This window comes from Youxingia wuxianensis (assembly GCF_014385085.1).
Lineage (GTDB): Bacteria > Bacillota > Clostridia > Oscillospirales > Ruminococcaceae > Youxingia > Youxingia wuxianensis.
This window is the reverse complement of record NZ_JACRTD010000003.1, coordinates 286,442-300,089: the sequence shown is the minus strand read 5'-3', so window position 1 is coordinate 300,089 and position 13,648 is coordinate 286,442. Positions and strand designations below refer to the sequence as shown.

The following is a 13,648-nucleotide window of genomic DNA, read 5'->3' as shown; positions in this document are numbered from 1 at the left end:
CGTTCTCAATCCTTTAATATTTCGCTTATCGCCTCAATCAATTTTTTGTTTTCCGCAGGCAGCCGCACTGCTGCTCGGTAAAATCGATTATCCAAACCCCGGAAGTTTTCACAAGCTCGGATCAATATCCTTTTTTCCAGGAGCTTTTCTTTTAATTCACGATAATTATTAGCTTTAAAAAATATATAGTTTGCCTGGGAACCATATATGGTAAATCCCAAACGCCGTAAAGAAGAAGCCAAATACTCCCGCTGGTCCGGCAGCCACTTTTTTGTTTTTTGCAGATATTCTTGGTCTTCTAAAGCTGCCAATCCGGCCGCCTGCGCCGGAGCGCTGACCCCCCATGGCTGAGCGCAGGCCGCTGTTTTTTTCAGAAGCTCTGTATCCCCAAATATCCCATAACCAAGCCGAAGCCCCGCCAATCCATATAGTTTAGTAAACGCATTCAGTATTACTAAATTGGGATGCTTCTCTATTTGACTAAGCACAGAATATTCCTGCGGATTTTCTAAAAAATCAACAAAGCACTCATCCACCGCCAGCAGTACCTGCTTCTCGGCGCACCGTTTTATAATACGCTCCATAAGCTGTTTCTGTATAGGCTGACCTGTAGGATTATTGGGGTTGCACAAAAAAAGAATATCAAGGTTCGGGGTGATCTTTTTTAAAATATCCTCTTTTAAAACAAAGAGGTCCTTTTCATAAACCGCGTGGTAAGAAATATTACAGCCCACTGTTTTCAGCGCCAGCTCGTATTCTCCAAACGCCGGCGCCAGCAGCAGAGCGTTCTTCGGTTTTAAAGCATACACCAAACGGTAAAGAATATCTGCCGCTCCATTTGAAAAAAGTATTCTTTCCTGCTGTACTCCAATCTTTTCACTCAGCTTTTGCGTTAGCCTGCGGCAGAAGGGATCTGGATAGGCGCACCATGTGTCCATTGATTTTTCTAAGGCTTCTTTTGCCTTCTTGGGAAGACCAAAAGGATTGATATTGGCGGAAAAATCCAATACCTCTTCCTGCAAGGAATAAATATCTCCCCCATGAATAAACTCGGACATAAATATCCCTCCTAATTAATGCAATACAAATAATACCGCCAGTTTTGTCAGCAAAAATACCGCTAGACATAAAAATCCAGTCATATACATCAGTCGATTCGCCCGGGGGATATCCTCCAGCTCAATTGGGCGCAGATCATCCCCAATAGTAGGTTTTTCATAAAGTTCACCGAAGTAAAAAGCATCTCCCGCCAACTGAATATGCAGCGCTCCGGCACACGCCGACTCTGTCTGGGCGCTGTTGGGGCTTTTATGACAAAAACGGTCCCGTTTCCAAATAAAAGCGGCATTTTTAAAATCCAGCCCTACCAGGGCGGACGCTGCGATCATAAATACTGCCGAAAGCCTGGCCGGAAGAAAATTTACCACATCATCCAGCCGAGCGGCAAATCTTCCAAAATATAAATATCGGTCATTTTTATAACCGATCATAGAATCCAAGGTATTGACCGCCTTATAACAAAACCCCAAAGGCGCTCCGCCAATCACAATAAATAAAAGCGGGGCGATTACACCGTCGCTGGTGTTTTCCGCTACAGTTTCTACCGCCGCCTTCGCTACCTGCTGAGCGGTAAGATTTTCTGTATCCCGGCCGACAATCATAGATACCGCTTTTCTAGCGCCGTCCAAATCATTTTGCGCCAGACGCTCATAAACTTTCATACTTTCGCTTCGCAAAGATTTCATTGCCAGAACCTGATAACACATAATTACTTCCAGCAAAAAAACCAACTGCCGGTTAATTTGGGACGCTAACCATAATATCCCCGCCGGCGCCGCTGTAGATAAGGTCACAACTAGAAGCGTGAGAACCACTCCTGCCGTATACGCTCCCTTTTTAGATTTCGGAAAAACAGCCCGCAACGGCTTCTCCAGCCAAGAAATAAGCTTTCCTATCAGCCTCACTGGATGGGGCAGCCAAAGAGGGTCTCCCAGGATGAGATCCAAAAAGAATCCCAGTGCGATCACCGAAATTGAATAAAACACCGCGTCACTCCACCTACTTTTTTATCTGGCGTATCTTTCTATTTCATGCCCAATTAACTTTAAATCCATAAAACGCCGCTGTCTCTCCCAATCCTTTTGTTCCAACACAAGCTGGTAACCACAGGCGTTTCCCACTACCCATTCGTGGAATTTCCGTTGTGGGTAAGCGTACGCTTCCATTACCGCCATAATGGTCCCCCCATGAGCCACAACCGCGATACTCTCGTATCCTTTCGAAAAAGCGTCTTTTAGGCAATAGGAAAAGGCATCCTGACAACGGACTTTAAAATATTGAACCTTTTCCCCGCCGGGATAGGAGATAACTTCCTTTTGACTTTCCAGCCACTGCTGATACCATAAAACCTCTTTTAACAGCTGGTGATTTTTTCCCTCCAGCCTGCCAAAATTACATTCCCTTAAATCAGAGACTATTTTATCCGGCACCCCTGGATAAATCATCCCTTTGGTCTGCCGGCAGCGCAGCAGAGGACTGATATATGCAAAGTCTACTTTGGGATACCAGCTTTCGTCTATGTAGCCGGCAATTTCTTTTATTCCTTCGTCACACAAGGGATCGTCTGTACTTCCATTATATAGCTTCTGAATATTTCCCGCCGTTTTACCATGGCGCAAAAAAATTACTTTCATGCTTATTCACTCCTTTATCACCATAGGGATGCCGCAATAAACCCGTTCTACCTTTTGCGCCTTTTTCGCCAGCATACAGCATATTTTTCCATATTCTTCCCGCCACTGCCGCTCGAAGGGCTCCATAGGGACAATTCCTCCTCCAATTTCATCCGTAATAATAATCAATTCTGCATTTTCTCTTAAAATAGAAACCACAACTTCTCTTGGATCGTTTCCATCCTTCAACACCCGCCGGACCAGTTCATGCAGCGCATACAGCGCTTTTCCTCTGAAAGGAGCCTGTAATGGGCAGGTTCTTCCATCAATGATCTCATCTTGAAGAAGATTTTCGTGCGAAAGCACATATGCCAATTTCCCCTGCGCTTTTCCTCCAATAACCATCCTCATTGTATAACTCCTCCTGCAGCGCAAACATAAAGCAAGATACAAAATTCACATACTATCAAAAAATATCCCGCCAAGTCTCCGGTAAGCCCGCCAAACTGTTTATAGCACATTTTTTGATATCCTACATACACCAGTATGCTGATAAAAAATGTCCCTATCCCTAAAAAAGGCGAAATGAACGCCATCGCAGCCAAGCATAAAACCAGATAAACAATCATAACGGTCTTTACTTTCATTTTTGCGGCGCTGTCAGAAAAAGCGCAGGCCAGCCCGCTGTTCTTCGCACAGGAAAAAGAAACCACTGAAAGACCGCTTAAAGATCGGGAGAGAATATAACCGATTAAAATAATCCCAACGCTTTTCGGATTTTTCGCCATCTGACTCCATAAAGCGAAAGAAAGCAAAAAATAAAGGCAGCAGCCTATAACAGCAAATGACCCAATATGAGGGTCTTTTAAAATTTCCAGTTTTCTCTCTTTGGTTTGATGAGAGGCCAACGCATCTATTGTATCACAAAAACCATCTAGGTGAATACCTCCTGATAACAGAACCGGCAGCGCCGCCGCTACAGCAGATACCAACGACTCCTGAAGCATACATATACCAGCAAAATACAACCAGCCATAAACCGCCCCGCCGATTACAAGGCCAATCCAAGGAAAAAAACACATCGCATATTTCATATTTTCCCTTTTCCAATCTACCTGCGGCATGGGAAGCACAGAATACATGGAAAATGCAATTGCAAAAGCACTTGCTAACTGTTTCATTTCCGTTCCTCCCCTTTATGAAAAATCGGTATACTGTAAACTATTTCAATTACTGTATCCGCTATTTTGGCAATCTCCTGGTTAAGCCGACCTAAAACAGCAATATATTCCTGGGTCTGTGGATCATATTTTTCCCCGTCACAAAACACTTCGTTGGATACAATAATCAGGTTCTCCGCCTGCTTTTTAAGCGACCGAATTCCTTCGATTACCGCAGATTCTGTGTTCTTGCCGGCTCCAATATATAATTCATTGGCCACAAGGTTGGAAAGACATTCCAACAATACTGTGCTTTGCGGCGGTATTTTCAGTTTTTTCAGATCACAGTAACACTCGATAGTGGAAAAGCCTTTCTCTGCCCGCATCTTTTGATGACGGGCAATCCGGCGCAGACACTCGTCATCCGCCGGACGCATTGTAGCGATATAAATACGCTTTTTTCTTCCTATAGAAACCGCCAGATTTTCCGCATATTCACTTTTTCCACTGGCACTGGCCCCTATAATAAGCCAAAGCATACTATTCACCTCTTATTCCAACGGCTGGTACTCCTCAATTTGGATATCGCTGAAAGTACTCATATTATTGTATACGGCGCAGGCCATATCGAGAATTGGAAAAATAGCTACGGCCCCGCTTCCTTCTCCCAAGCACATTTTTGCATGGAGAAACGGCTCCAGCTTCAAAGCGGACATCAAAAGCGTTCCTGCCGGCTCGTTGGATACATGGGACGGCAGCAGATATCCCTTGACCTGCGGACAAATCCGCACTGCGCAAAGAGCGGCCGCCGCGGAAATAAAACCGTCAATTACCACCGGCAGCTCACAGAACGCGCCGCCTAAGAACACGCCTGTCAGTCCTGCAATATCCAATCCTCCCACTTTGCTTAGTACGTCAAGAGGATCGTTTGGGTTTGGATTATTTATCTCAATCGCCTTGGAAATAACATTTATTTTACGTTTGAGCCCTTCACTGGAAAGACCCGCTCCCCGTCCGGTTACTTCTTCCGGAGACTTATGTAAAAAAACAGAGGTAATCGCACTGCTTGTGGTAGTATTTCCAATTCCCATCTCACCGGTAGCGATAATGCGATATCCTTCCTCTTTCAGTCTAACCGCAATATGAATACCCGCTTCAACCGCTTTTATCGCCTCTTCCCGGGTCATCGCAGGACCTTTGGTCATATTTTTAGTGCCGTAAGCAATCTTTTGATGGATAAGGCCTTCTCCCCCCACGTCTCTGGCTACCCCGATATCCACAGGTATTACCTTTGCATGAGCTATATTGGCCATATTATTAACACTGGTTTCCCCTTTGGTAAAGTTTTCGGTTACAACAGCGGTAACTTCGCTGGAGGTTTGAGTAACTCCTTCTTCTACTACTCCATTATCTGCGCACATGACCACTACGCATCGCTTATCCAGGCATACTTGATGATCATTTGTCATCCCCGCGATTTGGATGATTGTCTCTTCCAAAAGGCCCAGACTTCCTAGTGGCTTGGCGATGGTATTCCACCGCCGCTGTGCCAGCCCCATCGCTTTTTCATCCAAAGGCTTTATGCCGTTTATCACCTGCTGCAAACTAACCATTCTGTTTCCTCATCTCTCTGTTTTTAAGCTGGTATTCCCGCGCCTTTTTTAGAAAACAACGGGCCGTATCCGGATTGGAGTAAAAATACAAATGAGGGTATCCTCCATAAAAATAATCGGTGGTATAGGCACAATCCCAACAGATCTCTCTTTGCGGCTTTTGTGCCGTAAAGCTGTGACCCGGGTCTGTACTGTCCCAATAGTGAAATTCATGAGCGGCGAGCTGCTCTCCTTTGTTGCACAAAAGGTTGTCCTTTTGTGCCGTAAGGGTAATATAACCAAATCGTCCCAATTTTTCCTTTGGATAGCTGTTTTCCTTGATTACATCCGCCATGGGATATACGGCCCCATCGCTGGTCTGCAGGCAGCGATGCAAATACATAAACCCGCCGCATTCCGCGATTGTTGGCATGCCGCTTTCTATCGCCGATTTTATAGAGGACAACATCCCTTGGTTCTCCGAAAGCTGGCAAGCATATAACTCCGGATAGCCTCCTCCCAACAAAAGGCCGTCCAAATCCTGTGGAATTTTAGGGTCTTCCAACGGACTGAATGTGATTATCCGAGCCCCCAAATCCCGTAAAAGCTGTAGGTTATCCTCATAATAAAAACAAAACGCTCTATCCTTGGCTACACCAATATTCACCGGCGGCTCTTCTATCGTTTGCGGCGCAAACGGCTCCGAATAAGAAATCTCTTGAGCTGTACGAGCAATTTCTAACAGGCGGGGAATATCCACTGTTTTTTCCAGCTGATCTGCCAGACAATCCAGTTTTTCTTTTAAATCCTTTACCTCCTGGGCTGTGACCAGACCCAGATGCCGGCTTTGCAAAGCGCAATCCGCCATTTTAGGAACATATCCCAAAACCTCTATTCCAGTTTCCTTTGTAATCTGCTCTTTCAGCTCAGAAAAAACAGTCTGAGAAATATTATTGATAATAACCCCTTTTATCTGGCTGTCCCCGCGAAATTCTACATATCCCTTGATCTGCGCCGCCGCAGAAAGCGCCATTCCCCTGGCATTTATCACCAATATCACCGGTGTTTGCAGCGCCTTTGCCAGAGCGTAAGAGCTGGCTTGGGTAGAAACGCCGATTCCGTCATAATATCCCATGACCCCCTCGATTACCGCAATCTCATTGCCGGCGCAGTTGCGCTGGAACAGATAGCGAACGGTGTCCTCCCCAGTAAAAAATAAATCCAAATTTCGGCACTGGGCGCCAATAATCTGAGAATGAAACATAGGATCAATATAATCCGGGCCGCATTTAAAAGCGCTTACGGACATACCGCGGCGAATCATCCACTGGAGCAAAGCGCAGGTGACGGTAGTTTTCCCGCATCCACTGGCAGGAGCGGCCAGCATAATTCTAGGCAGGTTAAATTTCGGCATAGGCCCCTCCTTTTTGCGCAGTTAAGATATATACCGGATTTTCTCCCCGCATCAAAGTATAATGCCCTGCCGTCCTAGAACGGGAAACCGTAATCTGCACTACATCCGGCGCAGAAAATCCCAGATTTTTAAAAGCAGTGAGAGCTTCTGTAAGCGTTTCTAAGGTGATTGCGTTTATCGTCACCTTGACAAAAGGATTTTTTTTAAGAAGGAGCTCTAATATCTCTGGGAGGTTTCCCGACGAACCTCCGATAAATACCTTGTCCGGCGCTGGCAGATTCTCTATCGCATCCGGGGCGGTTCCAGAAACAATTTGAAGATTTTCCACACCAAATTTTTCTTTATTTTGCCGGATCAGCTCTATCGCCGCCGGATTTTTTTCCACGGCGTATACCTGGCCATTTGACGTCTGCAATGCCATTTCTATTGAAACAGAACCGGTCCCTGCGCCGATGTCATACAGAATATCTCCCTCGCAAATCCCAAGCTTGGAAATACAAACGCTCCTGATCTCACTTTTGGTCATGGGAACCTGTCCCCGTAAAAAGATCTCGTCCGCCAGACCATGAACCTGGTGTTTGGCGCCGGATGGATTGTCATTTTCCACAAGCAGTACCGCTAGATCAGAAAAACATTCTTTTGAAAGCTGTTGTACCGTCCCGGCCACAATTCTTTCCTGAGGGTAGGACAAATTTTCACCTGCGGCGGCCCGCAGATTGCCAAAACCGGCGCCGCAAAGCCTTTGACAGATTTCCTGGACCGTATATTTCCCACCGGTTAAAAAGAATATTCTTTTATGAAAGGTCACTGTATTTATAAAATTTATTTCCCTTCCATGCAAGCTAATAACCTTTACATCTTCCCATGAAACACAAAGCTTTCCTGTAAAATACTGTAAAGAACTAATCCCATTAATCCAGGATACTTTTTCTTTCCCCAACAGTTCCGTCAGCTTTTTAGCGATACTATAAAATCCCGTGTCTCCGGAAACTAGTATGGATACTTGGGAATAATTGGTATGAGATGCGAGAAACTGTACAATTTCTTCCGCCCGAACACAGGGAAAGCGCTCCTTTTCCAATCTTTCAAAAGCGGACAACATCCGTTTTGCTCCAATCAGACAGTCAGAAAAATCTATTATTTTTTTGGCTTCCTTCGTTAAAAAATTAGGATTTCCCAGCCCAATTCCAATGATATATATCTTCATGACAGCTCCTGTATCCTATCAGCATCGAGGGTATGCCTCTGCTGAATGTGATCTTTTAAACATTTTTGCAAAATATATTAAGTTCTCCCTGTATATCCTTTCTCGGGCACGCCTTATCAAACAGAAAACGCGGCGCTTTTTCTTCCTACAGTGCAAAGTCAGCTCTTAGAAGCTCCAATATTTCTTCATACGTATAACCTTCCTGGGGTGCAGGTCTTCCCACCACAATGGGAACCGCGCCGGCTGTTTTGGCGGCGGTTATTTTTTCCAAAAAACCTCCTGCGTCTCCGGATTCTTTCGTTACCAAATACGCCGCGTGGATCTGGCGCAGCATAGCCAAATTCATTTCCTGGGAAAAGGGTCCTTGCATACAGATAAGATTTTTTCCCTGATATCCTAGCTCTAAAGCATACTGTATATTCTCCGGCACTGGTAAAATTCTCGGATAAATACGAGTAGAAAAATCTTTTATAACGGTAAAGGCTTTTAATTGCTTGCTTCCAGTGGTAAGTAAAATTGGACCTTGAGTATCGCTAAGATATTCTGCCGCCTTCTGGATAGTTTCGACAAAAATACAGCCCTCTATTTTTTTTACAGGACGGGAAACACGCAGATACCGTACTTTGCATTTTTCACAGGCAGCCTTACTATTTTCTGTGACTTCTTTGGCATAAGGGTGGGTAGCATCAATTACAAGATCAAACCGCTGTGATTGTATCAACTGCACCATTTGATCAAAATCCATACGTTTCGCATAGATAATCAAATTTTCCTGTGTGTCCAAAAGTTCCTTCCCATATTCGGTTGCCACACAGGCATGTACGCATGCATTACATCTAAGCAGATACTCAATTATTTTTCGGCCTTCACTGGTCCCGGCAAATACTAAAAACTTAAACATTTTTATATCCTCTCGGTGTGATCATCCTGTCTTTTAGCCGCAGCGTATTGGAATTGCCTATAAACACAGTGGTATACATATCGACTTTTGTATTCCGAAGCTGGGACAGCGACATTATTTGATAACTTTCTCCTTCCCGGCCAATATTCCGCGCCGCCCCGCAGATAAGTTCCGGCGGCTGAAAGTCCAGTATAATATCACATGCCTTTTGTAAATAATCCGCTCGGTTTTTGCTGGACGGATTGTAAAGGCAAATAGCAAAATCTGCCGACGCTGCCGCTGCCAGCCGCTTTTCAATCTGCGGCCATGGAGTAAGCAAATCGCTTAAACTGATGATAGCAAAATCGTGTCCCAAGGGCGCTCCTAATACTGCGGCGCCGCTGCAAGCGGCTGTGACTCCCGGCACCACTTCCACTTCTATGTCCTTATAATCCTGCGCTATCTGGTACAAAAGCCCCGCCATGCCATAGACGCCAGCGTCTCCGCTGCATACCAATGAAACTGTCTTTCCCTTCTTAGCTTCTTCTATGGCCAGAATACAGCGCTGCTCTTCCTTTCGCATAGGCGTGGAAACAAATTCCTTTTCCTCAAATCGTTCCTTAATTAGATCAATATAAACCGTATACCCGGTAATTACATCACTTTGCTTCAAAGCGCGATAAGCTCGTATAGTCATATCTTCAAGACTGCCCGGACCCAAGCCTACTACAAATATTTTCATCTATTCAATCTCCGATATTAATAATTTTAGTACTCCCTTTTCCGCTTTCCTCCCCATATCCGCCATGAATCATTCTTTTACTTATTGGATTGGGTTCAAGCAAAGTTTTCTCATAGATCCTTGGAGCGCTGAATGACTGCTCTCAAGTATTGCATTCTTCAAAGCTGGCTCTCCAATTCGCGGCTGCTAAAGCAATCGTCACGCCCTTACCACATTGCTTTTTTACCAACAGGCTTCCACCGCTTGCAAGCAGCGCCGCTCGTTCACACACGTTATCCGTTCCCGTTTGTTCTTTTACAAAGCTGGAGCAGCTAAAAGTCCCCTTTGCCTCCATCAGCTGAGACGCGCTATACGTTTTGAGGGGAACGTCATATTCCTTACATAACGCTAATAAACCCGCCTCCTGCGCTTTAATATTAATCGAAGCAATCTCTTTTATCGCCAAAGGAGAAATATGCTCTTTGGCAAGGCAAGCGCTTAATTGCGTTTGTATCGCTTCCTTGGAAGCGCCTTTCCTACATCCAATCCCAACGGTAATACTCTGTGGTATCAACACGAGGGTGTTTTTAAACGGTTTTTTCTTTTCATCCAGAGTAACACAAATTCCAAGGGAAAGACTGGCATCCTCACATAGCCCTTCCGGGAGGGAGCCGTCTATTGGAAAATCACAGATAAATCCCACTTTTTTTCCGTCTAATAAAGCAGCGGATACTTCTTTAGCCAGCTGGACATCTCGCAGACACAACGAATTTTCCGCCGCCCATAAGTCTACCGCAAATTTATGATGATTATCTGTGGCGGTGGAGATCACCGGCACTGCGCCAACGGCGCCGGCGATTTCTCTGGCCAGCGTATTGGCCCCTCCCATATGTCCGGACAAAAGCGAAACCGCAAACCGGCCGCAATCGTCGATAACCACTACCGCCGGATCAGTTAGCTTGCTTTTAATATGAGGGGCCAAGGCCCGTACTGCAATTCCGCAGGCAGAGACGAAGATCAAGCCGTCACTATTTTCAAAAGCGGCGCTTGTCCAATTGGAAAGTGTGGTATTTAAAGGAAGAAGGTAAGGGATTTCGGCATATTTAGGCATGCAATACGCCGTACAGTTATTTCCCTTTACAGTTAATTCGTCCCGGATTTTTTTTGCTAAAACTGCCCCTTTTTGGGTGAAGGAAATAATGGATAGTTTCATAAAGACGCCTCGCGAAATTCATGGGAAAATCCCGGATCATACAGCTTGGAACGTTCATATTCCCCAGAAAGAAAATCCCCCACTAAAATAAGAGCAGTTTTATTAATATTATTTTCTTTTGCTACCTGAGGCAAAGCCTCTATGGTAGTAATAAATTTCTTCTCATCCTCCCAACTGGCTTTATAAACAATCGCTGCAGGGGTATCCGGTGAATATCCTCCCTCCAACAGCTGTTCTTTTAAATGTTCCAGCAGTCCCGTGCTTAAAAAGATTACCATCGTTGTCTGATGGGACGCCAATTTTTCCATACTCTCCTTTTTAGGCACCGGCGTTCTGCCTTCCATCCGGGTAATGATTACCGTCTGTGAAACGTCAGGGAGCGTATATTCCTTCTTCAGTGCCGCCGCTGCACCGCAAAAAGAGCTGACCCCCGGCACCACCTCATAAGGGATATGAAATTTTTCCAACTGATCCATCTGCTCCTGGATAGCACCATAAATACAAGGATCGCCTGTATGCAGACGTATGGTAAGTTTTCCTTGCTTTTCTGATGACTTCATCAGCTCTAACACCTGTTCCAAAGTCATAGAAGCGCTGTTATAAACAGCACAACCAGTTTTTGTATACTCCAATAGCCCGGGATTCACCAGCGAACCGGCATAAATAACCACATCCGCTTGAGATAAAAGTTTTTGCCCCCGTACAGTAATCAAATCCACCGCGCCGCAGCCCGCTCCAACAAAATATACCATCTTTTACTCCTTCACAATAATTACTGAAAAATAACTGGTATTTTCATCCGCCTGATCCAAAGAGCAAAGCGTTTGCTCCCCTTCCATTCCACACTTCTGTATCAGCATGGCGTTTTCATCCTGGCCGTTATGTTTTAAAATCCGCTTAATTCTATCGATGGATTTTCCTATTTTCATAAGAACTTTCGTGCCGCCTAACGCAAGGCCTTGTTCTATCCCCTCATAAGAGGCCGGCAGAATATGCAATGGTTCCGCCCCCTCCACCAAACCTATCCCCAACCGAGCTGCGGATGCACAGAAAGAGGGTACCCCGGGAATAATGTGAGTCTCATATCCACCTTCTTTGATTAATCGGTGTACATAAAGATAAGTAGAGTAAATCGTCGCATCCCCCAAGGTCAGCATGGCCACATTGTTTGCCTGATCTAAATATCCTTTTATTATATTGGCTGCCTTTTGGTGATATTCTTCCATTTGTTTTTTATCCCGCGTCATAGGCATAAACAATTGAATAATTTTTTTTGAATCTATTTCCGGAAGCACTTTGCGCACAATATGCAATGCGGTTGAAGTATCCTCATTGGCAGCAGGCACCGCAATAATATCACAGCTTTGTATGATATTTACTGCTTTTAATGTAATGAGTTCAGGATCTCCCGGCCCTATGCTGACCCCATATAATATTCCTTTCATTCTTGTTCCTCCTGCGCTAATATCTTTGCGATCTGCTGATATGCATTTTGTGTTTTTCCTAAAAGACCATGCTCTTTTGAAAAAAGAACTATCCCGGTTTTTATTTGCTTTTTTGTTCGGTATTTTATATTAAAATCAATTTTATTTATAATGGATTCTATCGTTTTTCTTTTTATTGCTTCATCCTCAAAGCAGGAGAGGGCCTCATCCGTCGTAATACATTCCATAATCTTCCGCACAGTTTTTTCTCCCGCTCCCCACTGCGCCCCATGAGCGGCGATAATTTCCATACGGGCGTCTGCATATTTGGAATGGGTATTAAAAATTCCTCCTGCTAATTTTATCAGTTTTCCCATATGACCTACTAAAAGTACGCTCTCAAACTTAAGCTCACAGGCCAGATCTAAAGAATCACCGATAAAATTGCTGGTTTTTACCGCGCAGGTCAGCGGAAGATGTAAGTTTTGAGTGGCAAATTCCTCCCCATAATTCCCTGGCGTTAAAAAAATGTGATTCTTTCCGGCAGCTTTGAGCACCTTCATTTCCACTTTAATCGTATCAATTAACGCCTGTTCACTCATCGGTTCCACAATACCGCTGGTGCCCAGGATGGAAATACCGTCAACGATTCCTAATCGGGGGTTATAGGTGCGCTCAGAGATTTGCGCTCCCAGAGGCGCGCAAATCTCTACAGAAATTCCAAAAGAATTTCTCCCGGCATTAAACTTGTTTAATGCCCAGCGCACCCCGTCCTCAATCATCTTTCGCGGAACCGGGTTAATCGCTGCGCATCCCACCGGACATTCCAGTCCTTTTTTGGTGACGCGCCCTATCCCTTCTCCTCCATCGACTACAATTTTTCCTGGATCGGGTATTTTTCGCACAATCGAATAAATAAGCATGCCATCGGTAACGTCCGGATCGTCGCCGCTATCTTTACGTACAGCGCAAGAAACCGAGTTTTCTCCCATAGTAACGTCTTCTAAGGGAAGCTGCAGCAACGTCCCCTTCGGCGTCATAATAGTAATAGAGCTTATCCTTTCGCCGGACAAAAGCATCCACGCCGCCGCTTTCGAGGCGGCGGCGGCACAAGAACCTGTGGTATAGCCACAGCGCAAACGTTTTTTGTCCTTCGCTTCATATTGCTCCATAATAACAACGAGATCCCTTTCCAAACAATCTATTTCTAAGACGGCTGCATCAACTAAAATAAACTAACTTATCAAAAAAACAGTTTAGCCGCAGGAGCGATTCCACACAGCCGGGAAGAGTAACCGCACTTTTATCATACCTACCTGCATAAAAGAAAAAAGCTATCCGCCGAACCAATTGGTCAACGGACAG

General features: G+C 44.9%; 15 protein-coding genes. All 15 read right to left on the bottom strand.

Annotation, left to right across the window (positions count from 1 at the left end; all coding sequences use genetic code 11):
* Window positions 1–5 precede the first annotated feature (5 nt).
* Complete coding sequence (gene cobD / locus H8705_RS05745) at window positions 6–1,058, bottom strand: threonine-phosphate decarboxylase CobD (protein WP_262394866.1); 1,053 nt, start codon at window positions 1,056–1,058, stop codon at window positions 6–8.
* Window positions 1,059–1,073: 15 nt separating this feature from the next.
* Window positions 1,074–2,045 (bottom strand): adenosylcobinamide-phosphate synthase CbiB, encoded by a 972-nt coding sequence (gene cbiB / locus H8705_RS05740; protein WP_262394865.1) that lies wholly within the window; start codon window positions 2,043–2,045, stop codon window positions 1,074–1,076.
* A gap of 21 nt (window positions 2,046–2,066) precedes the next feature.
* Window positions 2,067–2,693 carry a histidine phosphatase family protein gene (locus H8705_RS05735; RefSeq protein WP_262394864.1) on the bottom strand — a complete coding sequence of 209 codons (627 nt, stop codon included), beginning with the start codon at window positions 2,691–2,693 and terminating at the stop codon, window positions 2,067–2,069.
* A 6-nt stretch (window positions 2,694–2,699) separates the two neighbouring features.
* Window positions 2,700–3,083, bottom strand: a complete 384-nt coding sequence (locus H8705_RS05730; RefSeq protein ID WP_262394863.1) for a bifunctional adenosylcobinamide kinase/adenosylcobinamide-phosphate guanylyltransferase — start codon at window positions 3,081–3,083, stop codon at window positions 2,700–2,702.
* Window positions 3,080–3,853: an adenosylcobinamide-GDP ribazoletransferase gene (locus tag H8705_RS05725; RefSeq protein WP_262394862.1), complete on the bottom strand. Its 774-nt coding sequence runs from the start codon at window positions 3,851–3,853 to the stop codon at window positions 3,080–3,082. The genes H8705_RS05730 and H8705_RS05725 overlap by 4 nt, the downstream gene beginning before the upstream one ends.
* Window positions 3,850–4,371 (bottom strand): bifunctional adenosylcobinamide kinase/adenosylcobinamide-phosphate guanylyltransferase, encoded by a 522-nt coding sequence (locus H8705_RS05720; protein ID WP_262394861.1) that lies wholly within the window; start codon window positions 4,369–4,371, stop codon window positions 3,850–3,852. The genes H8705_RS05725 and H8705_RS05720 overlap by 4 nt, the downstream gene beginning before the upstream one ends.
* A 12-nt stretch (window positions 4,372–4,383) precedes the next feature.
* Window positions 4,384–5,445 (bottom strand): nicotinate-nucleotide--dimethylbenzimidazole phosphoribosyltransferase, encoded by a 1,062-nt coding sequence (gene cobT, locus H8705_RS05715; protein ID WP_262394860.1) that lies wholly within the window; start codon window positions 5,443–5,445, stop codon window positions 4,384–4,386.
* Window positions 5,438–6,838 (bottom strand): cobyrinate a,c-diamide synthase, encoded by a 1,401-nt coding sequence (locus tag H8705_RS05710; RefSeq protein ID WP_262394859.1) that lies wholly within the window; start codon window positions 6,836–6,838, stop codon window positions 5,438–5,440. Before H8705_RS05710 ends, cobT begins: the two co-directional genes overlap by 8 nt.
* Window positions 6,825–8,045, bottom strand: a complete 1,221-nt coding sequence (cbiE, locus tag H8705_RS05705) for a precorrin-6y C5,15-methyltransferase (decarboxylating) subunit CbiE (RefSeq protein WP_262394858.1) — start codon at window positions 8,043–8,045, stop codon at window positions 6,825–6,827. Before cbiE ends, H8705_RS05710 begins: the two co-directional genes overlap by 14 nt.
* Window positions 8,046–8,190: 145 nt before the next feature.
* A complete protein-coding gene (gene cobK / locus H8705_RS05700) occupies window positions 8,191–8,946 on the bottom strand; it encodes a precorrin-6A reductase (RefSeq protein ID WP_262394857.1) in 756 nt (251 codons plus the stop codon).
* The gene (gene cobJ / locus H8705_RS05695; RefSeq protein ID WP_262394856.1) at window positions 8,939–9,667 is read right to left on the bottom strand and encodes a precorrin-3B C(17)-methyltransferase; all 729 of its coding nucleotides are present in this window, start codon (window positions 9,665–9,667) and stop codon (window positions 8,939–8,941) included. The genes cobK and cobJ overlap by 8 nt, the downstream gene beginning before the upstream one ends.
* A 142-nt stretch (window positions 9,668–9,809) precedes the next feature.
* Window positions 9,810–10,859, bottom strand: a complete 1,050-nt coding sequence (locus H8705_RS05690) for a cobalt-precorrin 5A hydrolase (protein WP_262394855.1) — start codon at window positions 10,857–10,859, stop codon at window positions 9,810–9,812.
* A complete protein-coding gene (gene cobM / locus H8705_RS05685) occupies window positions 10,856–11,611 on the bottom strand; it encodes a precorrin-4 C(11)-methyltransferase (protein WP_262394854.1) in 756 nt (251 codons plus the stop codon). The genes H8705_RS05690 and cobM overlap by 4 nt, the downstream gene beginning before the upstream one ends.
* A 3-nt stretch (window positions 11,612–11,614) precedes the next feature.
* Entirely contained in the window at window positions 11,615–12,304 is a 690-nt protein-coding gene (cobI, locus tag H8705_RS05680; RefSeq protein WP_262394853.1) for a precorrin-2 C(20)-methyltransferase, read from the bottom strand.
* The gene (gene cbiD, locus H8705_RS05675) at window positions 12,301–13,455 is read right to left on the bottom strand and encodes a cobalt-precorrin-5B (C(1))-methyltransferase CbiD (protein ID WP_262394852.1); all 1,155 of its coding nucleotides are present in this window, start codon (window positions 13,453–13,455) and stop codon (window positions 12,301–12,303) included. The genes cobI and cbiD overlap by 4 nt, the downstream gene beginning before the upstream one ends.
* Between the last annotated feature and the right edge of the window lie 193 nt (window positions 13,456–13,648).